Here is a 21,797-nt window from a genome sequence, read left to right as displayed (position 1 = left end):
TCCTTGTATTATTTACCGCCGAAATATGCTTGTCTTATTATTATCTCTGCAGGCATTCCTTCGAGATTGGGTTTTGATTCTTTTGTTTTAATCGTCAGCCTGTAGTGGCCACTGAGTCGATATCGTCCATCGTCAATCCACTCACTATCGCTGAAGCGCCCCAGGGTGCTGCGTATTTTCGCTGAGTTCCATGTGTGGGGTGATGGGTAGTTTGTGAAATCTTCCTGGGTGTGCCAGGTGGGGAGTTTTGCATAAAATGGATTTTGGGTTTCAGGTAGCCGGGACCGGGCCATGTATGGGTCTGGCACGTCGATGATCTGCCATTTTCCGTTTATGCGCTTCTCTGCCTTGACGAAGAGGGCGGGTGGAGTGAATTCTGGTGGGAATGGGTATGGTTTTTTAATCGAGTTGTCGATTTCCAGGGCGATGATGTAGCTCTGGTAGTTTTCGATATTTTCTGGCGATGCCTCAAATTCGAGTACTACTTCCTGATCGGGTATATCCAGCCGGATCGGTTTGGATAGCAATACTTCGGGTTTGGCTTTCGGTTTGGGTTGGCAGCCGGCCAGCAGGGGCAGTGCCAGTACCAGCCCGAAAGCGGCGAGGTGACGAGTGAGGGCATTCATTGCCGGGCTCCTGAAATGATGGCGAGTGCCGGGGCGCTCAATCGGCGCCGTGCTGTGAGCTGAAGGTACGCGGCTATCGATGATGGCTTGCCACGGGATTGGCCATGCAACGTGGACATGGGCGGCGATGGCTGCGGGCCGCGGATGTCTGCAGCGGAGTTTGCTTGGCGGTCTTGTTGCATGTGGATTGCTTTCCTTAGCATTGATGGCTGCACCGGATACGGCCCTGCTCCCCACACCGGTATGCGCGGGTTGCCGCGGGGCCAGCGATGCCGGTGTCGCCGGGCGGGCCAGGCCACGTCCTGTGGCGATAAGGCCGAGTATAGGCAGACGAAAGCCGTGGCGTTTGTGACCGCCAGCTGGAAATGCGCGCGCAAAAACACAAAGGGCGCCTTGCGGCGCCCTTTGTGCATTACATCGCGGTGAACGGCGCGAGGCCGATCAGTAGCGGTAGTGGTCCGGCTTGTACGGGCCTTCCACCGGCACGCCGAGGTAATCGGCCTGTTCGTTGGTCAGCTTGGTCAGCACCACGCCGATCTTTTCCAGGTGCAGGCGCGCCACTTCCTCGTCCAGCTGCTTGGGCAGGCGGTAGACGGTCTTTTCGTAGACGTCCTTGTTGGCCCACAGGTCGATCTGCGCCAGGGTCTGGTTGGCAAACGAGTTGGACATCACAAAGCTCGGGTGGCCGGTGGCGCAGCCGAGGTTGACCAGACGGCCTTCGGCCAGCAGGAAGATGCTGTTGCCGTTGGCGAAGGTGTACTTGTCCACCTGCGGCTTGATGTTGGTGTGCACCAGGCCCGGCAGTGCCTTCATCGCATCGACCTGGATCTCGTTGTCGAAGTGGCCGATGTTGCAGACGATGGCCTGGTCCTTCATCGCGCTCAGGTGTTCGACCCGGATGATGTCCTTGTTGCCGGTGGTGGTGACATAGATGTCGGCGGTGCCCAGGGTCGATTCGACCGTGTTCACTTCATAGCCTTCCATCGCCGCCTGCAGGGCGCAGATCGGGTCGATCTCGGTGACGATGACGCGGGCGCCGTAGGCGCGCAGCGAAGCGGCCGAACCCTTGCCCACGTCGCCGTAGCCGCAGACCACGGCCACCTTGCCGGCCAGCATCACGTCCAGCGCACGTTTCAGGCCATCGGCCAGCGACTCGCGGCAGCCGTACAGGTTGTCGAACTTGCTCTTGGTGACCGAGTCGTTGACGTTGATCGCCGGGACCAGCAGCTTGCCGGCTTCGGCAATCTGGTACAGGCGGTGCACGCCGGTGGTGGTCTCTTCGGAAACGCCCTTCCAGTCGGCAACCACGCGGGTCCAGTAACCCGGACGCTCGATGGCAACACGCTTGAGCAGGGCCTTGATCACCGACTCCTCGTGCGAACCCGAGGGCGAGTTGACCCAGCTGTCATCGCCCTGTTCCAGCTCGTAGCCCTTGTGGATGAGCAGGGTGACGTCGCCACCGTCGTCCACCACCAGCTGCGGGCCGGTCAGGGTGCCGTCGGCCAGGGTGAAGGTCAGCGCGTCCAGGGTGCAATCCCAGTACTCTTCCAGGGTTTCGCCCTTCCAGGCGAATACCGGGGTGCCGGTGGCGGCGATCGCCGCAGCAGCCTGGTCCTGGGTGGAGAAGATGTTGCACGAGGCCCAGCGCACGTCGGCACCGATGTCCTTCAGGGTCTCGATCAGGACAGCGGTCTGGATGGTCATGTGCAGCGAGCCGGTCACGCGCACACCGGCCAGCGGCTTGGTGGTGGCGTGCTTGCGGCGGATGGACATCAGGCCCGGCATCTCGTGCTCGGCGATGTCGATTTCCTTGCGGCCCCAGTCGGCCAGCGAAATGTCGGCAACCTTGTAGTCGCCTTCCTGGGAGAAGGTGCGGTCAGTCATGGATACAGCTCCGGTCAGTGCGAATGGCTTCGCGTTTGCCGGGCGCCGTTGGTACATGGAGACCATTCGAGCCTGGCCGGTGGTCGATCCCACGGTCGCAGCGCCCCTCGAAATGGCCGGGCAATTATAGCCATGGTGCCGGCGCTGGCGTCTGGCCCAACCATTGGCAGGTGAGCGGCGGGCAGGGGCTTGTTAAGGTCGGGGCTATCTTTCCCGTTGTGAGCCTTGCCCATGCCCCGTCAACGTCTGCGTCGCCTGCCCGTTCTTGCCCTGCTGGCCTCGGCCCTGCTGCTGTCGGTGCCGCCGCTGGTGCTGGCGCAAGCACAGCCGTTGAGTACCCAGGCCAGCAGCGGGTACCAGCTGCCCAGCGCCGCGCTGCAGGCCATTGTCGATGCACCGCGTGCGCCCAGCCTGAGCCTGTCGCCCAAGGGCGACCTGGCCGTGCAGATGGGCAGCCCTTCCTTGCCTTCAATTGCGGTGGTGGCCCAGCCGGAGCTGAAGCTGGCGGGTCTGCGCATCCATCCGCGCACCTTCTCCGACAGCCGTTTCAGTTTCGGCAACAGCCTGTCACTGAAGTCGATTGCCGATGGCAGCGAGCGCGCCATCACCGGGCTGCCGGCCAACCTGGCGGTGGCCTCGCTGGGCTGGTCGCCGGACCAGCGCTATGTCGCCTTCAACCACATCGACAGCACGGCCGGCGCCAATGAACTGTGGCTGGTGGATGTCGAGCGGGCCCAGGCCCACCGCCTGCTCGGCGGGCTCAACACCGTGCTCGGCGATGGCTATGCCTGGTTGCCGGACAGCAGCGGGTTGCTGGTGCGGCTGCAGCCTGTCGGTGCGCGCACCGCGCCACCGGCCGATCCGATCCCGAGCGGGCCGGCGATCCAGAGTACCGAGGGCGATGGCCAGGTGCGTGCGATCCGCACCTACCAGGACCTGCTCGGCAGCCCGGCCGATGCGGCGCAGTTTGACTACTACACCCAGGTGCAGCCGGCGATCGTCAGCCTCGGAGGCAAGGTGCAGCCGGTCGGCCAGCCGGGTATCTACCTGGGGCTGAGCCTGTCGCCGGACGGCAACTACCTGCTGACCCAGAAGGTGCAGCGTCCGTATTCGTACGTGGTGCCGGTGAGCGCCTTCCCGCGCGTGATCGAGGTGCTGGACCGCAGCGGCCGCTTTGTCCACCGCCTGGCCAGCCTGCCGCTGGTCGAAGGCCTGCCGACCGGCAACGATGCGGTACCCACCGGGCCGCGGATGGTCAGCTGGCGTGCCGATGCCCCGGCCACCCTGGTCTGGGCCGAGGCCCAGGATGGCGGTGACCCGAACCGCGAGGCGCCGGTGCGCGATGCGGTGCTGACCCTGGCCGCCCCGTTCGATGCCGCGCCGGCCACCCTGGCCCAGCTGGGCAGCCGTTATGCCGGCATCGCCTGGGGCAATGGCCAGGTGGCACTGCTCAACGAGCGCTGGTTCAAGACCCGCTGGGCCAGGCGCTGGCAGATTGCCCCGGACAACCCGCAGCTTGCGCCGAAGCTGCTCAGCGACCGCTCCTCGCAGGACCGCTACAACGACCCCGGCATGCCGCTGCTGCGCACGGCCGACAACGGCCAGCGGCTGCTGCAGTTCAGCGATGATGGCCAGGCGATCTTCCTGGCCGGTGCCGGTGCTTCGGAGGCCGGTGACCGCCCGTTCGTGGACCGTTTCGACCTGGCCAGCGCCAGCGCGACCCGTGTCTTCCAGTCCACGCCGGGGCAGTACAGCCAGCCGCTGGCGGTGCTCGATGGCCAAGGGCAGCGGCTGCTGGTCAGCCGTGAATCGCCCGACCAGCCGGCCAACCTGTTCGTGATCGACCAGGCTGCCGGCAGCGAGCGCCAGCTCACCGACATCGCCCACCCGGTGCCGGCCCTGGCCGGGGTGCGCAAGGAGCAGATCCGTTACGCGCGCGCCGACGGCGTGCAGCTGACCGCCGAGCTGCTGCTGCCGCCGGGCTACGATGCGAAAAAGGACGGCCCGCGCCCGGTGCTGCTGTGGGCCTACCCGGGTGAGTTCAAGTCGGCCGCAACCGCCAGCCAGGTCACCGGCTCGCCGGACCGCTTCAATGCGCCCAGCTACTGGGGCCCGCAGGCGATGCTGGCCCGCGGCTGGGTGGTGCTCAACAACCCGTCGATGCCGATCATCGGCGAGGGCGATGCCGAGCCCAACGACACCTACATCGAGCAGCTGGTGGCCTCGGCCGAGGCCGCGGTGGCCGAAATCGAGCGCCGCGGGGTGGGCCAGCGCGGAAAGATCGCCGTCGGTGGCCATTCCTACGGCGCGTTCATGACCGCCAACCTGCTGGCGCATACCCGCCTGTTTGCCGCCGGCATTGCCCGCAGTGGCGCCTACAACCGCAGCCTGACCCCGTTTGGCTTCCAGGCCGAGGAACGCAACTACTGGCAGGCCACCGACACCTACCAGAAGATGTCCCCGTTCAATTACGCCGACCGGATCAAGGATCCGATCCTGTTCATCCATGGCGAGCAGGACAACAACTCCGGCACCTTCCCGATCCAGAGCGAACGCATGTTCGCCGCGGTCAAGGGCCTGGGCGGCAACGCACGGCTGGTGATGCTGCCCAACGAATCGCACGCCTACCGCGCGCGCGAGTCGATCCTGCACATGCTGGCCGAGACCGAAAGCTGGCTGGAGCAGCACGTGGGCAAGGTGCCGGCCGCCAAGCGTTAAGCCGGCACGGCACATGCCGATGGGTCGGTCAGGGCGCCTGCGCAGGCAGGCGCCCTGATACTTTTGTGTTGCGCTGCGCAATATCGACATGGCCATCGGTTAGGCTTGGGGCAGGCCCTCCCGTGCAGTGCTGATGATGAACGAGCAACGCAGCCACATCCGTTTTGCCACCGCCGACCTGCCGCTGCGCGATGACGTGCGCAACCTCGGCACCCTGGTCGGGCAGATGCTGGCCGAGCAGGTCAGTGCCGGTTTCCTGGATGAAGTGGAGCAGGTGCGCACCCACGCCATCGAACGGCGCGAAAGCGGCCAGCCGCTGGTACAGCTGGCGGAGCCGCTGGCCGGCCTGGCCCCGGAGCATGCCGAAAGCCTGGTGCGCGCGTTTGCCACCTATTTCCAGGTGGTCAACATCGCCGAGCGGGTACACCGCATCCGCCGCCGTCGCGATTACCAGCGCGCCGGCAGTGCCCGGCCGCAGCCCGATGGCCTGCACGATGCGCTGGCGCGGCTGAAGGAGCAGGGCGTTGGCCTGGACGAACTGGCCCGCTGGCTGCCACGCATCGACATCGAACCGGTGTTCACCGCCCATCCCACCGAATCGGTGCGGCGGGTGCTGCTGGACAAGGAACAGATCATGGTCGGCGCACTGCTCAATGGCCTGGATGGCGGGCGCACCCCGGGCGAGCGGGCGGCCGACCGCTCGCGTTTCCAGATGGCACTGACCTCCAGCTGGCAGACCAGCGACAGCGCGCCGGTACGGCCCACGGTGGAGGGCGAACGCGAACATGTGGGTTATTACCTGACCCGGGTGCTGTACCGGGTGGTGCCGGTGCTGTACGAAACCCTGGACGAGGCGATCGTGCAGACCTACGGGCAGTGCCTGCCGCTGCCGGCGCTGCTGCGTTTTGGCACCTGGGTCGGTGGCGACATGGACGGCAACCCGAATGTCGATGCCGGCACCATCCAGGCCACCTTCCAGGCCCAGCGCGATGTCCTGCTCAAACTGTACAGCGCCGAGCTGGAGCAGCTGACCAGCGTGCTGACCCAGTCCAGTGGCCGCGTCGGCGTGGCCGTGGCGCTGCAGCAACGGCTGGCCCACTACCGCCAGCGCCTGCCGCAGGTGGTGTCCAGCCCGCGGCATGCCGACATGCCGTATCGCCAGCTGCTGGACTACATGGGCGAGCGCCTGCGCCAGACCCTGGCAGGCACTGACGATGCCTATGCCGGGCCGCACGAGCTGGAGCAGGACATCCAGTGCATGCTCGACAGCCTGCTGGCCAACCGCGGCGAGCATGCCGGTGCATTCGCGCTGCGGCGCCTGCAATGGCGGGTACGAACCTTTGGTTTCCACCTGGCGCGGCTGGACGTGCGCCAGGAATCGCGCGTGCATGAGCAGGCACTGGCCGAGGTGGTGGCAGGGCTGGAAACGGCCCGGCCGCAACAGCGTGCGCAGTTGCTGGCGCCCTTCGCCGCCGGTGGGCAAGCGCTGCCGGCGGCCAGCGGCGAGGCCGGGCAGCGGCTGGATGCGGTATTTGCCGCGCTGGCCAGCGCACGCGCCCAGCATGGCAGTGGTGCGCTGGGCAACTACATCATCTCCATGGCCCATGACCGCGCCGACCTGCTGGCGGTACTGGCGCTGGCCCGGCGCGGTGGCCTGGTCGATGCGCAGGGGCAGGTGCCACTGGATGTGGTGCCGCTGTTTGAAACCATCGATGACCTGGCCCACGCCACTGCGACCCTGCGCGATCTGTTTGCCGATCCGGTCTACCAGCGGCACCTGGCCGCGCGCGGCAACCGGCAGACGGTGATGCTGGGCTATTCGGACAGCGGCAAGGACGGTGGCATCGTCGCCTCGCGCTGGGGGCTGCAGCGGGCACAGGTGGAGATGATGGACGTGGCCCGCCAGGCCGGGGTCGCGCTGGGCTTCTTCCATGGCCGTGGCGGCTCGATCAGCCGTGGCGGTGGCAAGACCACCCATGCGGTACAGGCGGCACCGCGCGGCAGCATCGACGGCCACCTGCGGGTCACCGAACAGGGCGAGGTGATCCACCGCAAGTACGGCATCCGCGCGCTGGCGCTGCGCTCGCTGGAACAGACCACCGGTGCAGTGCTGCGGGCCAGCCTGCGCCCGCGTCCGCTGGACCCGCGCGAGGAACAGTGGAAGCCGGTGATGGAGCTGCTGGCGGCCGAGAGCAGCAAGGCCTACCGTGGCCTGGTCGGGCACAGCCAGTTCATGCACTGGTTCCGCAAGGCCACGCCGGTGGATGTGATCGAGCGCATGACCCTGGGCTCACGGCCGTCGCGGCGGCTGGGCAGCGATGCCGGGCTGTCCAACCTGCGGGCGATTCCCTGGGTATTTGCCTGGAGCCAGGCACGTGCCGGGATTCCCGGCTGGTACGGCGTCGGCAGTGGCCTGCAGGCGGCGGTCACTGCCGGGCATGAAGCAACGCTGCGCGAGATGGCCCAGCAATGGCCGTTCTTCAAGACGTTGCTCGATGACGTGGCGATGGTGCTGAGCAAGGGTGACATCACCATTGCCGAGAGTTTCTCGGCCCTGTCCGGGCCGCTGCACGGGGTGTTCTTCCCGATGGTGCGCGGTGAGCATGCGCTGACCGTGCACTGGCTGGGCCGGTTGAGCGGCCAGCCCAGCCTGCTGGCGCAGGACCCGCGGCTGGCGTTGTCGATCCGCCTGCGCAACCCCTACATCGACCCGATGAGCGTGCTCCAGGCCGACCTGCTGCGGCGTTGGCGCGAGGCCGGCAGCCAGGATGAGGACCCGCTGCTGCGTGCACTGAAGGCCTGCGTCAACGGCGTGGCCCAGGGGCTGCAGAACACCGGCTGAGGTGTCCGGGCCGGCTCAGCCGGGGTTGGCGGCGAGCAGTTCGTGCTGGCGCTGCTCCATTTCCTGGCGCAGCTGGCGGCGGATCTGTGCGGCGGCATGGCGGCGCTTTTCATCGCAGTTGGACGGCTGCAGCGGCGGCACCGCGGTCGGCTTGCCGTGCTCGTCCACCGCCACCATGGTGAAAAAGCAGCTGTTGGCGTGGCGCACGCTCTGGCCGATGATGTCCTCGGCCACCACCTTGATGCCGACCTCCATCGAGGTGCTGCCGGTGTAGTTGACCGAGGCCAGGAAGGTCACCAGTTCACCCACCGCGATCGGTTGGCGAAACGTCACTTGGTCCACTGACAGCGTCACCACGTAATGGCCGGCATAGCGGCTGGCGCAGGCATAGGCCACCTGGTCGAGCAGGCGCAGGATCGCTCCGCCATGGACCTTGCCGGAGAAATTGGCCATGTCCGGGGTCATCAGCACGGTCATGCTCAACTGGTGCGACTGCAGGGTATTCATGCAATGGGTCAAGGCAATGGGGCCACTCAGGCTACACCTTCCCCCGCGCCTTTGCCCGCCGCCGCTGCTGCCGACAACGACAAAGCCCCGCACAGTGGCGGGGCTTTGTCGGTGCTGCAGGCCGTGGCTGATTACTTCAGCTTGGCGGCCTTGCGCAGGGCATCGGCGCGGTCGGTCTTCTCCCAGGAGAAGGCAGTGGCGGTCTGGCTGTTGCCTTCGCCATCGACGTAGCTGAATTCCTTCGGCTTGCGGCCGAAGTGGCCGTAGGCAGCGGTCTGCTGGTACATCGGGTGGATCAGGTCCAGCATCTGGATGATGCCGTACGGGCGCAGGTCGAAGTGGGCGCGGATCAGTTTTTCGATCTGCGCGTCGGCGATCTTGCCGGTGCCGAAGGTGGTGACCGAGATCGAGGTCGGCTCGGCCACGCCGATGGCATAGGAGACCTGCACTTCGCACTTGTCGGCCAGGCCGGCGGCGACCACGTTCTTGGCCACGTAGCGGGCAGCGTAGGCGGCCGAACGGTCAACCTTGGACGGATCCTTGCCCGAGAACGCGCCACCACCGTGACGGGCCATGCCGCCGTAGGTGTCGACGATGATCTTGCGGCCGGTCAGGCCGCAGTCGCCCACCGGGCCACCGATGACGAAGATGCCGGTCGGGTTGATGTGCACCTTGTTCTTGGGCAGCGCGTCCAGCCATGCCTTGGGCAGGACCGGCTTGAGGATGTGCTCGCGCACGGCCTCGATCAGATCCTTCTGCTTGATGCCCGGGTCGTGCTGGGTCGACAGCACCACCGCGTCCAGGCCTTCGATCTTGCCGTCCTGGCCGTAGCGCAGGGTCACCTGGCTCTTGGCGTCCGGGCGCAGCCACGGCAGCGGCGAGTTCTTCTTCTTGCGCACCTTGGCCTGCTGCTCGACCAGACGGTGGCTGTAGTAGATCGGGGCCGGCATGAATTCCGGTGCCTCGTTGCAGGCATAGCCGAACATCAGGCCCTGGTCGCCCGCGCCCTGTTCTTCCGGCTTCTTGGCCTTCTTGTCGGTGCCGTCCACGCCGGCGGCGATGTCCGGCGACTGCTTGCCGAGCATGTTGATGATGGCGCAGGTGTGGCCGTCGAAGCCGACATTGGAATTGTTGTAGCCGATGTCGTTGATGACCTTGCGGGTCAGTTCCTCGATGTCGACCCACGCCGAGGTGGTGACCTCGCCGGCAACGATCGCCGCACCGGTCTTGACCAGGGTTTCGCAGGCCACGCGGGCGCGCTTGTCCTGGGTCAGGATCGCGTCCAGCACCGCGTCGGAGATCTGGTCGGCAATCTTGTCCGGATGGCCTTCGGACACCGATTCGGAAGTGAACAGGTAGCTGGACATTAGGGCAATATCCCTTGATTCGGATGGAGAGATGGGCGCGCATGATACACGGCTGTGGCCGCTTGTGCATCGTGTGTGTGGTGACGTTGGCGCAGATTAAGCCAGCGTGCAGGCAGGCACAGGATGGTGCTCTGGCCTGCTAGCATCGCGTGATGGATTCGATTTCGCAGATTGTTCTTGGCGGCGCGGTTGCCGCCGCGATTGCGCCACGCGGGCAGCGCCGCGCGGCATTGCTGGCTGGCGCGGCGCTGGGCACGCTGCCCGATCTGGACAGCCTGGTGCTGCTGGCACTGACCGATGATCCGGTCACCCTGATGACTGCCCACCGGGGGCTGAGCCATTCGTTGTTCGTGCTGCCGGTGCTGGGCAGCCTGCTGTGGTGGCTGTTCAAGCGCTTTGGCCATGGCCGGGTGGCGCAGGCGCCGGGCCGCTGGTGGTGGGCGATCGTGCTGGCCCTGGTCACCCACCCACTGCTGGATGCGATGACCGTCTATGGCACCCAGCTCTGGTGGCCGCTGCCGGTGACACCGGCGGTCTGGGGCGGGGTGTTCATCATTGACCCGCTGTATACCCTGCCGCTGCTGATCGGCTGTGGGCTGGCCTGGTGGGCACGCGAGCGGCCGCTGGCCGGGCGCGCGCTGCAGGCCGGGCTGCTGCTCAGTACCGCCTACTTGGGCTGGGCCGCCGTGGCCCAGCAGGCCGTCGAGCGCCAGGCACGCGCCGACCTGGCCGCCGCCGGGGGCCAGCCGCAGGCGGTGCTGGCCGCCGCGCAGCCGTTCACCACGCTGCTGTGGCGGGTGGTGGCCGTCGGTGAGCACGGCTACTGGATCGGCGAGCGTTCGCTGGTGGCCGATGCCGGGCCGATCCACTTCGATTTCCATCCTTCCGATCACCAGGCCCTGCAGGCCAATGCGCAGCTGCCGGCGGTGCAGCGGCTGGCCTGGTTCAATGGCGGTTTCATGCGCGCCCGGGTCCAGGGCAACCGGCTGGTGCTCAGCGACCTGCGCATGGGCATGGAGCCGGATTACAGCTTCAACTTTGCCGTCGCCGAGCTGGTCGATGGCCAGTGGCAGGCGATCGCGCCGGAGCAGATCCGTGCCGAGTTTGCCCGCCCCGAGCGCCGCGCCGAGGCCGGTGCCCGGCTGGCGGCGATGTGGCGGCGGATCTGGCAGGCCCCGGTCGCGGCTCAGTAGACCACCGCACGCGCCTGGACGAAGGAATAGAAGAACACCGCATCCGGATTGGACTGGACGCGGGCGAACTCGCCACGCATGCCGTCCACCGTGGCCGCATCGACCTTGCCGGCGGCGATCAGCTGGTCGGCCGCCGACAGCAGCAGCTCTTCCCACAGCGCGAACACCGCCTTGCGCCGCGCCGGGTCGCGGTTGTCCAGGTGCAGGGTCTTGACCTGGGTGGTGACATCCCGGTAGCCGCCGGCCAGCAGCAGGTTGCCGAGCTTGGCGCCGACAAACGGGTCGCCGCCGCTGTCGATCTGGAAATCATTGAAGGCCATCCAGTAGCGCCACAGGTTGGGTGAATACGGGTCTACCAGGAAGGAGGCATTCATCACTTCGTTGATGTAGACCGGCGAGCCGGGGGTGAGCACCCGGCGCACCTCGGCCAGCACCTGGGCCGGGGAGGGCACGTGCTCGAGGATCCAGCTCAGGAACGCCCCGTCAAAACTGCGCGCCTCGAACGGCAGGTTGCCGGCATCGGCCTGCAGGGCTTCCCAGCGCTGTTCCAGCCACGGCAGGGTGGCCATGTGGGCGCGCGCGGTTTCCAGCTGGCGGGTATTCAGATCCACCCCGGTGATGCGCAGCTCCGGGAAACGGCGCAGCAGGATCTCGCTCTGTGCGGCGACGCCACAGCCGACTTCCAGCACATGGCGGCTGGCGGTGAAGTCGATATCGGCAAACAGGGTGGGCTCGAACAGCCGTGCCTGCTTGCGCAGCCGTGCCTGCTCGGTATCGGAAAACCCGTGCAGATAGGGAAAGTCGTTGTCGGTCATGGCAGCACTGCGGCGATCATTGGATGAGCGCCAGTGTCGGCAGGACGGTGTCAGCGCGGTGGCATGGCAACAGGATGCAGCGTTGCGCCTGGCGTGCCGATCCCGTTGGCACAAGGCCTGGCCGGGCACAGGCGCGGGTATGCCGATCCGTGCTGTGCTTATCGCTGCTGGCGATGAGCCGGCGTCAGGCGGCCGGCAGCCGCTCGCCGGCGATCAGCGCATCGAAGTAATCGGCAGTCAGGCGCAGCTGTTCTTCCGGCGTTTCGGCGCGGTTGACCACCGCGCGGAAGGCCGCGTTCTCCGGCCGGTCCTTGGCATACCAGCCCAGGTGCTTGCGCGCGATGCGCACGCCCTGTGGCTCGCCGTAGAAAGCGTGCAGATGAGCCAGGTGGCCCATCAGGATGTCGCGCACCTCGGTCAGTGTCGGCGGTGGCAGTTCCTGGCCGGTGGCCAGGTAATGGGAGATTTCGCGGAAGATCCATGGCCGGCCCTGGGCGGCGCGGCCGACCATCACCGCATCGGCGCCGGTGTGCTTGAGCACGAAGGCCGCCTTGACCGGGGAGTCGACATCGCCGTTGGCGATCACCGGGATGCCCAGCTGCGCCTTGATCTGCGCGATGGTGTCGTACTCGGCCTGGCCGGTGTAGTGCTGGTTGCGGGTACGGCCGTGGATGGCCAGCGCGGCAATGCCGGACTGTTCGGCAATATGCGCGATCGCGGGCGCGTTGCGTACCTCGGCACACCAGCCGGTGCGGATCTTCAGCGTCACCGGCACATCGACCGCGCCGACCACGGCCTCCAGGATCCGCGCCACCAGCGCCTCGTCGCGCATCAGCGCCGAGCCGGCCCAGGCATTGCACACCTTCTTGGCCGGGCAGCCCATGTTGATGTCGATGATCTGCGCGCCGTTGGCCACGTTGTAGCGCGCGGCCTCGGCCAGCTGGGCCGGTTCGGTGCCGGCGATCTGCACGCTGATCGGTGCCGGCTCGCCGGCATGGTCCATGCGCTGGATCGACTTGCGGGTGGTCCAGAAGCGCGGGTCGGAGATGGTCATTTCCGAGGCCGCCAGGCCGGCGCCGAGCTGCTTGCACAGCTGGCGGAACGGCTTGTCGGTGACCCCGGCCATCGGCGCGAGCACGACATTCGGGGCGATGGTGTAGGGGCCGATCTGCATCGGCGTATTGTCGCAGCCGGACCGGGATCGGGCGAGCCTTGCCTGCCGTCGGCGGTTCAGCTGACTGCAGGGCGGTATGACAGCGGCCCATCGCAGCGACAGGTGTGCGTTGATCGCCGGGTCCGATCATCGGAAGCGTGCAATGGGATTGAAGGGGGTTTCCTACGGTTTGACCGGGCTGCGGCCTGGTGGCCGCCGGGCTGTTGCCTTCGGTTGGCAGTGGGCAGCCCGTGCTGCTGGTGAACAGGTGCGTTGTAGCCGGGGCCGCAGTGGCCCTGCTGGCGGCCGTGGTTGCCGTCCAGCAGGCAGGCCGGCGGCCGCTGTGGGCCTGCCTGGTCGTGCTGGCCGCGTATGCCGTGGTCCTGCTGGGCGGTCTGTCGATGCTGGCGGGGCTGGGGTGATCCTGCACCACCGCCTGCGCGGTGCTGCCGCTGGGCGCCGCCAATGAAAAGGCCGGCTTGCGCCGGCCTTTTCTCTGCATCAGGTCATCTCACCTGGCGTCGCTATCGGCCGGGGTGAAGCGCGGCATCGCCAGTGCAGCACCTTCGTTCTCGGTGGAGCGGGCGGCATAGCGGTTGGCAAAACGCACATGCTGGGCGAACGGCACATCGGCCACCGTGGCCAGCGAGGCCACCAGCGCGCCGTTGAAGGCATCGCCGGCGCCGGTGGTGTCCACCGTCTGCACGGTTTCGGCCGCCACCCGGTAGTAGGCCGTGCTGTCGCCACGCAGGCGCTCCGGAGCATGCGAGACGAACACCCCGACCGCACCCAGGGTCACCACCACGGTGTTGGCCGACAGCTTGCGGCACAGCTCGTGCAGGCTGGCCCCATCCAGTGCGGCTACATCGTCGGCCTCGATGCGTTCGCCGACATGGCGGCTGAGCAGGGCGGCAAACTCGGTCTCGTTGGGAGTGAGCACATCGGCCAGCTTGAGCAGGCTGATGGTGGAGGGCGCATTGGCCGGCGCGGGGTTGAGCACCGTGGTGACCGCGTGCTGGCGGGCAAGCTCCAGTGCCGATTCGATCGTCTCCACCGGCGATTCGAGCTGGGCCAGCAGTACCCTGGCCCGGCTGATCACTTCCGGCTGGGCGGCGATGAAGGCCTTGCTCAGCGAGGCATTGGCCCCGGCGCCGATCACGATCGAGTTGCGGCCGCGGGCATCGACATAGATGCCTGCGGTGCCGGTGGGCTCGCTGCTGGCTTCGGCCAGCAGGGCCAGGCCGTCATCGCTGGCCAGCTGGCGCGCCAGTGCGCCACCGGCGTCATCGCCAAGGGCGCAGACGAAGGTGGTCGCCGCACCGGCACGGCCGGCGGCAATGGCCTGGTTGAAACCCTTGCCACCGGGGCCGGTGCTGTACCGGCCGGCGATGGTTGCCCCTGGCGCGGGCAGGGTGTCGCAGCGCCAGACGTGGTCGACATTGAAAGAACCGGCAACAACAACTGCGGTCATGGATCGTTACTCAGAAGTGGATCAGCCAAAGTGCGTCAGCACGCCAGCGATGGTGGCGGTCATCAACGTGGCGATGGTACCGCCCAGAACCGCACGCAGGCCGAATTTGGCCAGGTCCGAACGGCGGTCCGGGGCCAGGCCGCCGATGCCACCGATCTGGATGGCGATCGAGCTGAAGTTGGCAAAGCCGCACAGCGCGTAGGTAGCAATCAGGCGGGCCTCGTCACTGAGCACCACGCCATCGACGTTGCCCTTGATGATTTCCGACAGCTGCAGGTAGGCCACGAACTCGTTGATGACCACCTTCTGGCCGATCAGCGAACCGACCGTGGTGGCATCGGCCCACGGGGTGCCGATGACCCAGGCCAGCGGAGCCAGGATGTAGCCGAAGATGGTGGCCAGGTTGGTCGGCTTGCCGAGCAGGGCGGCCAGGCCGGTGACTTCACCGATCCAGGTCAGCGGGGCATTGATCAGCGCGATCAGGGCGATGAAGGCCAGCAGCATCGCGGCGATGTTCAGCGCCAGCTTCAGGCCATCGGCGGCGCCACCGGCGGCGGCATCGATGACGTTGGAGGCGGTCTTTTCGATCTCCATCTTCACCGTGCCCCGGGTCAGCGGGGTACCGGTTTCCGGCACCAGCAGCTTGGCAATCACCAGGGTGGCCGGGGCGGCCATGATCGAGGCGGCCAGCAGGTGTTTGGCGTAGAAGGCTTCCTGCAGCGGGTCACCGGCACCGAGCAGGCCGATGTAGGCCGCCAGTACGCCGCCGGCGATGTGCGCCATGCCACCGATCATCATCGTGATCAGCTCGGACTGGGTCATCTTGCTGATGTACGGCCGCACGGTCAGCGGGGCCTCGGTCTGGCCAATGAACACGCTGGCGCAGACGCTGGTGGTCTCGGCACCGGATACCCGCATCACCTTGGTGATCGCCCAGGCCATGGCCTTGACGATGGCCTGCATGATGCCCAGGTGGTACATCACCCCCATCAACGCCGAGAAGAAGATGATCGTCGGCAGTACCTGGAAGGCGAAGATGAAGCCGTAGTTCTCCACGTTCATCAGCCCACCGAAGATGAACGACGAACCTTCGTTGACGAAGCTCAGCAGCTTGACGAAGCCCTGGCCCAGCCAGTCGAATACATCACGCCCACCCGGCACCAGGATGACCAGCGCGGCAAAGCCAATCTGCAGCAGGATGCCGGTGGCGATCAGGCGCCAATCCACGGCCCGCTTGTTGTTTGAAAACAGCCAGGCAATGGTAATCAGCACTGCCAGCCCGAAAAGGCCGAAGCCGATTCTTCCCAATCCTTCGACCATGAGATGTCCCCAGGACGTCACAAAAGGCGAAAGCCTAGAGCAGCCGGGCATTACGGGCAAGAAATAGACGACCGACGGAGCCTGTGGCGACCACGCCGCCTAGATCGGCAAGGCCCGGGCTGCGGGCAGCTACACTTGCCTGTGCGCAGATCGCGCTGTTGCCTTTGTTTACGGAGACCTCCATGCACTACCGCCGCCTCGGCTCTACCGGCCTGCAGTTGTCAGCCCTGTCCTTTGGTGCCTGGGTCACCTTTGGCGCGCAGGTCGGGCGCGGCGAGGCGCGCAACCTGATTGCCTGCGCCTGGGACAACGGGATCAATTTCTTTGACAACGCCGAAGGCTATGCGCGCGGCGAGGCCGAAGCGGTGATGGGCGATGTGATCGCTGACCTGCGCCTGCCACGGGATGGTTTCTGCGTTTCCAGCAAGGTCTTTTTCGGTTCGGCCAGCGAGCCCTTGCCGACCCAGCGCGGGCTGTCGCGCAAGCATGTACTCGATGCCTGCCATGGCGCACTGCGCCGGCTGCGGGTGGACTACCTGGACCTGTACTTCTGCCATCGTCCCGATCCGCAGACCCCGATTGCCGAGACCGTGCATGCGATGAACCTGTTGATCGAGCAGGGCAAGGTGCTGTATTGGGGCACCTCGCAGTGGTCGGCCGCGCAGATCAGCGAAGCCATCGCCATTGCCGATGCGCGTGGCTGGCAGCGTCCGGCCATGGAGCAGCCCCAGTACAGCCTGCTCGAACGTGACCGTGTCGAGCAGGAACTGGCGCCGCTGTGCGCGCAGGGGCTGGGCACCACCACCTGGTCACCACTGGCCAGCGGCCTGCTGACGGGCAAGTACAACGATGGCGTTCCCGCCGGTTCGCGCCTGGACCAGCCCGAGCTGGGGTGGCTGCAGCAGGCACAGCTGGAAGATCCGGGCCGTCTGCACAGGGTCCGCGCGTTCACGGCCCTGGCCGAAGAACTGGCGGTCGTACCGGCGCAGTTGGCCATCGCCTGGTGCCTGCGCAACCGGCATGTGTCCAGCGTGATCCTGGGGGCCAGTCGGGTGGCCCAGCTGGAACAGAACCTGGCCGCGCTGGAGGTTGCCGAGCGGCTGGACGCATCGGCCTGGACAGCAGTGGAGGCGATCTTCCCGCGCGGGTGACAGGAAGTCTTGATCTGCAGATGAGAATCATTATCATTATTGCCGACTCCATCAGACTTCTGTCGCCATGACTGCACTGATTGCCACACCTGCCGCGCAGCGTCCCGTCCTCCGCCTGCCCGTGCCGCGCCCGCTGCGGGCGTTGCCGGCCGAATCAATGCTGTCCAGTGAGGCCCTGCTCAACGGGCAGCGCGAGGTGCTGATCCAGCACGGTGAGGCGGTGTACCGCCTGCGCCATACCAGCAACGGCAAGTTGATCCTGACCAAGTAGTCCACGCTGCAGGCCCTGCCTGCATGCTGCCAGCGAACGGGGCTTTGGGTGTGCCTGTCCGTGCGGCGCTGCGTGGACACCGCTGGCAGGGTGCCTGTGGCGCCCTGCCGCAGCGGGGGGAGCCGTCGCTTGGTGGCCGCAGTCAGCCCGCTCGTTGCAGCGGGCCTGTCAACCGGCCGCCGCGGTGCGTCGGTGCAGAGTCTTGCAGGCACGCTGACCGGGGACTCCGGTGGGCTTGGGTACCGCCCAGCGAGGACGTCATTTCTTCACGTCATCTATACCGCTGTTCCGGCATGTTTCACAAAGCTGAAGACTGGAGGTGCTTATGCGACAGAGCAAGGAAACATCTGGACTGGTGCTGGTGATTGAAGATAACCGCAATATTTCCGAAATGATCGGGGAATATCTGGAAAGCCGGGGCTTCGAGGTTGACTATGCGTGCGATGGTCTTGACGGCTATCGCCTGGCCGCCGAGAACAGCTACGACGTGATTGTGCTGGACCTGATGCTGCCGCGTCTGGATGGCATCGAAGTCTGCCGCCGTCTGCGCAATGAAGCACGCAAGTCCACCCCGGTGGTGATGCTGACCGCACGCGACACCCTGGATGACAAGCTCACCGGTCTGGGGTTCGGTGCCGATGACTACCTCACCAAGCCGTTTGCGATCCAGGAGCTGGAGGCCCGGTTGCGCGCGCTGATCCGGCGCGAGCGTCGTCAGGTCGGCGCCGAAGTGTTGAAGGTGGCCGACCTGGTGCTGGACCCGGTCAGCATGCGTGCCACCCGTGCCGGCTCGGAGCTGCAGCTGTCTCCGATCGGCCTGCGGCTTTTGACCATCCTGATGCGTGAATCACCGCGGGTGGTCAGCCGCCAGGAGATCGAGCGCGAAATCTGGGGCAACGGCCTGCCCGATTCGGACACCCTGCGCAGCCATCTGTACAACCTGCGCAAGATCATCGACAAGCCGTTTGACCGCCCCCTGCTGCACACCGTGCAAAGCGCTGGCTATCGCATCGCCGATATCGCCCAGCCGATGAGTTGAGGCCGGGCGGTCATTCCTGGATGGCCGCTGGGCAGCCCGGCGGCCATTGTTTTTGCCTGGCGCATAGCTCCGGCGCGCCATACACGGATGGCTCACATCGTCACTGACGATACTACGCGCCCAACTATGGTGTTGATGATGTCCTACGGCCTGCCGCGAAAATTACGCATTGTCTTCATCGTGCAGGTAGCGCTGGTCACACTGGCAATTGTTACCGGTGGCTGGCTGGTAGGAGTTCTGGCCAAGCACGGACTGTTCCGTGAGTTGCTGCGCGAGGATGCGGCTTACTACTGGCAGCGCTACCGCGAAAACCCGGCCACGCCACCACCGGATACCCGTCGCATCCGCGGGCTGCGCGTGGCGGCTGAGCGGATAGGCCAGGCCGGTTCCACGGGCTTGTTGCCACTGAATGGACTGGCCCCGGGTTTCCATGACCTGGAACGTGATGGCTGGCTGGTGTGGGTCGATGATGGCCCCGGTGGACGGTTGTACCTGCTGTACAACCGGCAACATGCGCAGCAGCTGATCTGGTGGGTGGCCAGCGTGCCGCTGCTGCTGACCCTGTTGGCGATCTATCTGGCGTCCTGGTATGCCTATCGGGCCTCGCGGGATCTGATCATTCCGATCAATGAACTGGCCCGGCGGGTTGCCAACTGGGATCCGCGCCTGACCTCGGCCGATGACCTGGACCCGGCGGATCTGGGCCCGCGCTTCAAGGGTGAAACCCGCCAGCTGGCGCAGGTCCTGCATGAGATGGCGCGGCGCATGCGCGCACACATCCAGCGCGAGCACGAGTTCACCCGCGATGCCAGCCATGAGCTGCGCACGCCGTTGACCGTGATCCGGGTGGCCACGGATGTGGCGCTTGGCGATCCGGATATCAGTCCGCGCCAGCAGCGCAGCCTGCAGCGTATCGCCCGCGCCGTCGCCGACATGGAAGAGGTCATCGAATCGCAGTTGCTGCTTGCGCGCGAAAGTGAAATCGGCGTGCCGCTGCAGCAGGTGGATGTGGCCCAGCTGGTTGCCGATGAGGTCGCCAAGGCCGAGGAAAAGCTCCAGCAGCGCCCGATCCGCCTGCATCTGGAGGTGCAGCAGGTTCCCCGGCTGGAAACCTCGGCCGGTGCGCTGCGGGTGGTCGTGCGCCACCTGCTGGAAAATGCCTGCAAATACACCGACCAGGGCGATATCTTCCTGCGCCTGGAAAACAACAGGCTGGTGGTGACCGATACCGGCATCGGCATGAACAGCGATGACCTGCGCCTGGCCTTCGAGCCGTTCTACCGGGTCAACCATGCCATGGCCACCGGCGCAGGGCTGGGACTGTCGATCGTCCGCCGCCTGTGTGACCGTTTCGGCTGGAGCATCCGCCTGGAGAGCCAGCCCGGCCAGGGCACCTGCGCGACCCTGAGTTTTGCGGCCGAGCCACAGCCGGCGGCAGTGACGTAAGATCAGCCATCGTTTCCGGGGCGGATGGATCAATGCGGGCTGTGGTGATTGTGGGGCAAGGCCATGAGTGACGGGGTCGGCAACCTGCCGCGGGGACCGGCACGCATCCTCAAGGCGGCCGGCTGGTCCTGGCAGGGGCTGCGTGCCGCGTGGCGGTATGAATCCTCCTTCCGGCTGGAGGTCTGCCTGCTGCTGGTGCTGGGGCCGGTCGCGCTGTGGCTGGGCCAGAGCGGGGTGGAGCGGGCACTGTTGCTGGGTTCTCTGCTGCTGGTGCTGGCGATGGAACTGGCCAATTCGGCGATCGAGGCGGTGATTGCCCGCTATGGCAATGAGTACCACGAGCTGGCCGGCCGCGCCAAAGACATGGGGTCGGCAGCGGTGCTGTTGTTGATGCTCAATGTCCTGGCCTGCTGGGGTTTGATCCTGGGCCCGCGCCTGTTCTGAAAGCGCGGCGTGGGCACCGCCCTGGCTGGCCGCACGTGGCTGCGCGGCAACCGCCGGCCCGGGAGCGGGCTGTATGCGGAGGCTTTACTTCCGGCATGTGATGATTTGCCCGCCTCGGCTCCGGGAGAATCCCATGCACAGCGTGTTCCGTCTGCTTTTGTCGCTTTCTCTGGCCGTCCTGCTCAGTGGCTGTGGCTACAACGCGATCCAGCAAAAAGAAGAGGCGGTCAACGCCGGCTGGTCCGAGGTGATCAACCAGTACCAACGGCGGGCCGACCTGATCCCCAACCTGGTCAATACCGTACAGGGCTATGCCAGCCACGAACGGCAGGTGCTGACCGATGTCACCAATGCGCGTGCACGGGTGGGGCAGATCCAGGTCAATGCCGATGACCAGGCCTCGCTGCAGCAGTTCCAGCAGGCCCAGGGAGAACTGGGCAGCGCGTTGTCGCGCCTGCTGGTGGTGGCCGAGAACTATCCGAACCTGAAATCCGACCAGGCCTTCCGTGACCTGCAGGCACAGCTGGAAGGCACCGAAAACCGGATCACCACCGCACGTGGCCGTTACATCCAGCTGGTGCAGGACTACAACACCACCATCCGTTCGTTTCCGCAGCTGATCACAGCCAAGCTGTTTGGTTACCGGGCCAAGCCGAATTTCACGGTGGAAAATGTCAGCACGATTTCGACCGCCCCGCGCGTGCAGTTTCCGGCCCCGGCCAGCACGCCGCCGGGAGCGTAAGCGCCATGCCTGCCTCGCGCCTGCTTGCCGGGGTGATGACCATCGTGTGCATGTTCTGCCTGTTGCTGCCCTCGGTGCAGGCGCAGACGGTGGCGGTGCCGGCATTGGATTCACCGGTGGTCGACACCACTGCCACGCTGGCTGCGGCGGACCGCCAGGCGCTGGTCGACAAGGCCTTGGCGCTGCAACAGCGCAAGGGCAGCCAGCTGCAGGTGCTGATTGTGCCGACCACCGGTGGGGAAACCATCGAGCAGTATGCGCGCCGGGTGTTTGACCAATGGCGGCTGGGGCGCGAGGGCGTGGATGATGGCGTGCTGCTGCTGGTGGCGATCAACGACCGGCGGGTGCGGATAGAACCGGGCTATGGCCTGGAGGGGGCGATCCCGGATGCCATTGCCAACCGCATCATCCAGGAATATCTGGTGCCGCAGTTTCGTGCCGGCGATTACAGCGCCGGGATTGCGGCGGCCAGCAACGCGCTGATTGGGCTGATCGATGGCGAGCCGCTGCCGCCGCCGGTCAGCAGTCACCGGCAATCTTCTGACGATGTCGGCGGCAGCTGGATGCTGGGCCTGTTTCTGGGGGTAATGGCCGGCAGCGTGCTGGCCGGAATATTCTCACGCGTGCCCCGTCTGCTGCGTTCGGCCATCGCGGCAGTCGGCGGCGGGCTGGCCGGGATGCTGCTGGTCGGCAGCCTCGGGGCAGCACTGGCCGCGGCGCTCACGGCCGCGGTGCTGGGCCTGCTGGGGGCCACTCCGGCCCTGTTCGCGGGTCATTCCGGCTGGGGCCGTGGCGGGGGCAGCTGGGG

19 protein-coding genes and 1 riboswitch are annotated in these 21,797 nt (G+C 66.3%); of the genes, 11 read left to right on the top strand and 8 right to left on the bottom strand.

All coding sequences use genetic code 11. From position 1 onward, the window contains the following. Positions 1 to 8 precede the first annotated feature (8 nt). Together ABB25_RS14660 and ahcY are read right to left on the bottom strand one after the other, a co-directional pair. The gene (locus tag ABB25_RS14660) at positions 9 to 626 is read right to left on the bottom strand and encodes a hypothetical protein (RefSeq protein ID WP_152981233.1); all 618 of its coding nucleotides are present in this window, start codon (positions 624 to 626) and stop codon (positions 9 to 11) included. Between the two features lie 441 nt (positions 627 to 1,067). Further along, complete coding sequence (ahcY, locus tag ABB25_RS13405) at positions 1,068 to 2,510, bottom strand: adenosylhomocysteinase (protein WP_057667629.1); 1,443 nt, start codon at positions 2,508 to 2,510, stop codon at positions 1,068 to 1,070. 33 nt (positions 2,511 to 2,543) lie between these two features. Further along, positions 2,544 to 2,625, bottom strand: a riboswitch (S-adenosyl-L-homocysteine riboswitch). 116 nt (positions 2,626 to 2,741) lie between these two features. Between ahcY and ABB25_RS13400 the strand changes: the two genes are divergently transcribed. Further along, positions 2,742 to 5,228, top strand: coding sequence for an alpha/beta hydrolase family protein (locus ABB25_RS13400; RefSeq protein WP_152981232.1), 2,487 nt, complete (start codon positions 2,742 to 2,744; stop codon positions 5,226 to 5,228). 136 nt (positions 5,229 to 5,364) lie between these two features. Continuing rightward, a complete protein-coding gene (gene ppc / locus ABB25_RS13395) occupies positions 5,365 to 8,070 on the top strand; it encodes a phosphoenolpyruvate carboxylase (protein ID WP_057667737.1) in 2,706 nt (901 codons plus the stop codon). Positions 8,071 to 8,085: 15 nt separating this feature from the next. Here ppc and ABB25_RS13390 read toward each other — a convergent pair whose 3' ends face one another. Together ABB25_RS13390 and metK are read right to left on the bottom strand one after the other, a co-directional pair. Beyond that, positions 8,086 to 8,577, bottom strand: coding sequence for an acyl-CoA thioesterase (locus ABB25_RS13390; RefSeq protein WP_057667626.1), 492 nt, complete (start codon positions 8,575 to 8,577; stop codon positions 8,086 to 8,088). Positions 8,578 to 8,708: 131 nt separating this feature from the next. Next, positions 8,709 to 9,944, bottom strand: coding sequence for a methionine adenosyltransferase (metK, locus tag ABB25_RS13385; protein ID WP_057667624.1), 1,236 nt, complete (start codon positions 9,942 to 9,944; stop codon positions 8,709 to 8,711). Between the two features lie 152 nt (positions 9,945 to 10,096). Between metK and ABB25_RS13380 the strand changes: the two genes are divergently transcribed. Further along, a complete protein-coding gene (locus ABB25_RS13380; RefSeq protein ID WP_057667622.1) occupies positions 10,097 to 11,137 on the top strand; it encodes a metal-dependent hydrolase in 1,041 nt (346 codons plus the stop codon). On the opposite strand, the gene ABB25_RS13375 is transcribed toward ABB25_RS13380, so the two are convergent. Then, positions 11,131 to 11,952, bottom strand: coding sequence for a class I SAM-dependent methyltransferase (locus ABB25_RS13375; RefSeq protein ID WP_057667620.1), 822 nt, complete (start codon positions 11,950 to 11,952; stop codon positions 11,131 to 11,133). The two genes, ABB25_RS13380 and ABB25_RS13375, sit on opposite strands and share 7 nt — an antisense overlap. Before the next feature lie 184 nt (positions 11,953 to 12,136). Beyond that, positions 12,137 to 13,126 (bottom strand): tRNA dihydrouridine synthase DusB, encoded by a 990-nt coding sequence (gene dusB / locus ABB25_RS13370; protein ID WP_057667619.1) that lies wholly within the window; start codon positions 13,124 to 13,126, stop codon positions 12,137 to 12,139. A 239-nt stretch (positions 13,127 to 13,365) separates the two neighbouring features. Here dusB and ABB25_RS14790 point away from each other — a divergent pair, with 239 nt between their 5' ends. Beyond that, complete coding sequence (locus ABB25_RS14790; protein ID WP_160319445.1) at positions 13,366 to 13,527, top strand: hypothetical protein; 162 nt, start codon at positions 13,366 to 13,368, stop codon at positions 13,525 to 13,527. A gap of 89 nt (positions 13,528 to 13,616) precedes the next feature. Here the strand turns inward: ABB25_RS14790 and ABB25_RS13360 are convergent, their stop codons facing one another. Together ABB25_RS13360 and ABB25_RS13355 are read right to left on the bottom strand one after the other, a co-directional pair. Further along, complete coding sequence (locus ABB25_RS13360) at positions 13,617 to 14,576, bottom strand: ribokinase (RefSeq protein WP_057667615.1); 960 nt, start codon at positions 14,574 to 14,576, stop codon at positions 13,617 to 13,619. 21 nt (positions 14,577 to 14,597) lie between these two features. Further along, positions 14,598 to 15,896, bottom strand: coding sequence for a NupC/NupG family nucleoside CNT transporter (locus ABB25_RS13355; protein WP_057667613.1), 1,299 nt, complete (start codon positions 15,894 to 15,896; stop codon positions 14,598 to 14,600). Positions 15,897 to 16,078: 182 nt separating this feature from the next. Between ABB25_RS13355 and ABB25_RS13350 the strand changes: the two genes are divergently transcribed. The 7 genes from ABB25_RS13350 to ABB25_RS13320 form a co-directional block, all read left to right on the top strand. Next, the gene (locus ABB25_RS13350) at positions 16,079 to 17,047 is read left to right on the top strand and encodes an aldo/keto reductase (RefSeq protein ID WP_057667611.1); all 969 of its coding nucleotides are present in this window, start codon (positions 16,079 to 16,081) and stop codon (positions 17,045 to 17,047) included. 67 nt (positions 17,048 to 17,114) lie between these two features. After that, positions 17,115 to 17,318, top strand: coding sequence for a hemin uptake protein HemP (locus tag ABB25_RS13345; protein ID WP_083488354.1), 204 nt, complete (start codon positions 17,115 to 17,117; stop codon positions 17,316 to 17,318). A 325-nt stretch (positions 17,319 to 17,643) separates the two neighbouring features. Beyond that, positions 17,644 to 18,357 carry a response regulator transcription factor gene (locus ABB25_RS13340; protein WP_057667608.1) on the top strand — a complete coding sequence of 238 codons (714 nt, stop codon included), beginning with the start codon at positions 17,644 to 17,646 and terminating at the stop codon, positions 18,355 to 18,357. A 138-nt stretch (positions 18,358 to 18,495) separates the two neighbouring features. Beyond that, a complete protein-coding gene (locus tag ABB25_RS13335) occupies positions 18,496 to 19,803 on the top strand; it encodes a sensor histidine kinase (RefSeq protein ID WP_057667734.1) in 1,308 nt (435 codons plus the stop codon). Positions 19,804 to 19,866: 63 nt separating this feature from the next. After that, a complete protein-coding gene (locus tag ABB25_RS13330) occupies positions 19,867 to 20,247 on the top strand; it encodes a diacylglycerol kinase (RefSeq protein ID WP_057667732.1) in 381 nt (126 codons plus the stop codon). 133 nt (positions 20,248 to 20,380) lie between these two features. Then, complete coding sequence (locus ABB25_RS13325; RefSeq protein WP_057667606.1) at positions 20,381 to 20,989, top strand: LemA family protein; 609 nt, start codon at positions 20,381 to 20,383, stop codon at positions 20,987 to 20,989. A gap of 5 nt (positions 20,990 to 20,994) precedes the next feature. Continuing rightward, positions 20,995 to 21,797: TPM domain-containing protein (locus ABB25_RS13320; protein ID WP_425477334.1), on the top strand; the 803-nt coding region annotated here is incomplete at its 3' end.

The organism is Stenotrophomonas koreensis (genome assembly GCF_001431525.1).
Taxonomy (GTDB): Bacteria; Pseudomonadota; Gammaproteobacteria; order Xanthomonadales; family Xanthomonadaceae; genus Stenotrophomonas; species Stenotrophomonas koreensis.
This window is presented reverse-complemented; position numbering and strand designations above follow the sequence as displayed.

Coding starts and splice junctions, on each gene's coding strand:
- ABB25_RS14660 (WP_152981233.1), bottom strand. CDS start 626: ATGAATGCCCTCACTCGTCACCTCGCCGCTTTCGGGCTGGTACTGGCA.
- ahcY (WP_057667629.1), bottom strand. CDS start 2,510: ATGACTGACCGCACCTTCTCCCAGGAAGGCGACTACAAGGTTGCCGAC.
- ABB25_RS13400 (WP_152981232.1), top strand. CDS start 2,742: ATGCCCCGTCAACGTCTGCGTCGCCTGCCCGTTCTTGCCCTGCTGGCC.
- ppc (WP_057667737.1), top strand. CDS start 5,365: ATGAACGAGCAACGCAGCCACATCCGTTTTGCCACCGCCGACCTGCCG.
- ABB25_RS13390 (WP_057667626.1), bottom strand. CDS start 8,577: ATGAATACCCTGCAGTCGCACCAGTTGAGCATGACCGTGCTGATGACC.
- metK (WP_057667624.1), bottom strand. CDS start 9,944: ATGTCCAGCTACCTGTTCACTTCCGAATCGGTGTCCGAAGGCCATCCG.
- ABB25_RS13380 (WP_057667622.1), top strand. CDS start 10,097: ATGGATTCGATTTCGCAGATTGTTCTTGGCGGCGCGGTTGCCGCCGCG.
- ABB25_RS13375 (WP_057667620.1), bottom strand. CDS start 11,952: ATGACCGACAACGACTTTCCCTATCTGCACGGGTTTTCCGATACCGAG.
- dusB (WP_057667619.1), bottom strand. CDS start 13,126: ATGCAGATCGGCCCCTACACCATCGCCCCGAATGTCGTGCTCGCGCCG.
- ABB25_RS13360 (WP_057667615.1), bottom strand. CDS start 14,576: ATGACCGCAGTTGTTGTTGCCGGTTCTTTCAATGTCGACCACGTCTGG.
- ABB25_RS13355 (WP_057667613.1), bottom strand. CDS start 15,896: ATGGTCGAAGGATTGGGAAGAATCGGCTTCGGCCTTTTCGGGCTGGCA.
- ABB25_RS13350 (WP_057667611.1), top strand. CDS start 16,079: ATGCACTACCGCCGCCTCGGCTCTACCGGCCTGCAGTTGTCAGCCCTG.
- ABB25_RS13345 (WP_083488354.1), top strand. CDS start 17,115: ATGACTGCACTGATTGCCACACCTGCCGCGCAGCGTCCCGTCCTCCGC.
- ABB25_RS13340 (WP_057667608.1), top strand. CDS start 17,644: ATGCGACAGAGCAAGGAAACATCTGGACTGGTGCTGGTGATTGAAGAT.
- ABB25_RS13335 (WP_057667734.1), top strand. CDS start 18,496: ATGTCCTACGGCCTGCCGCGAAAATTACGCATTGTCTTCATCGTGCAG.
- ABB25_RS13330 (WP_057667732.1), top strand. CDS start 19,867: ATGAGTGACGGGGTCGGCAACCTGCCGCGGGGACCGGCACGCATCCTC.
- ABB25_RS13325 (WP_057667606.1), top strand. CDS start 20,381: ATGCACAGCGTGTTCCGTCTGCTTTTGTCGCTTTCTCTGGCCGTCCTG.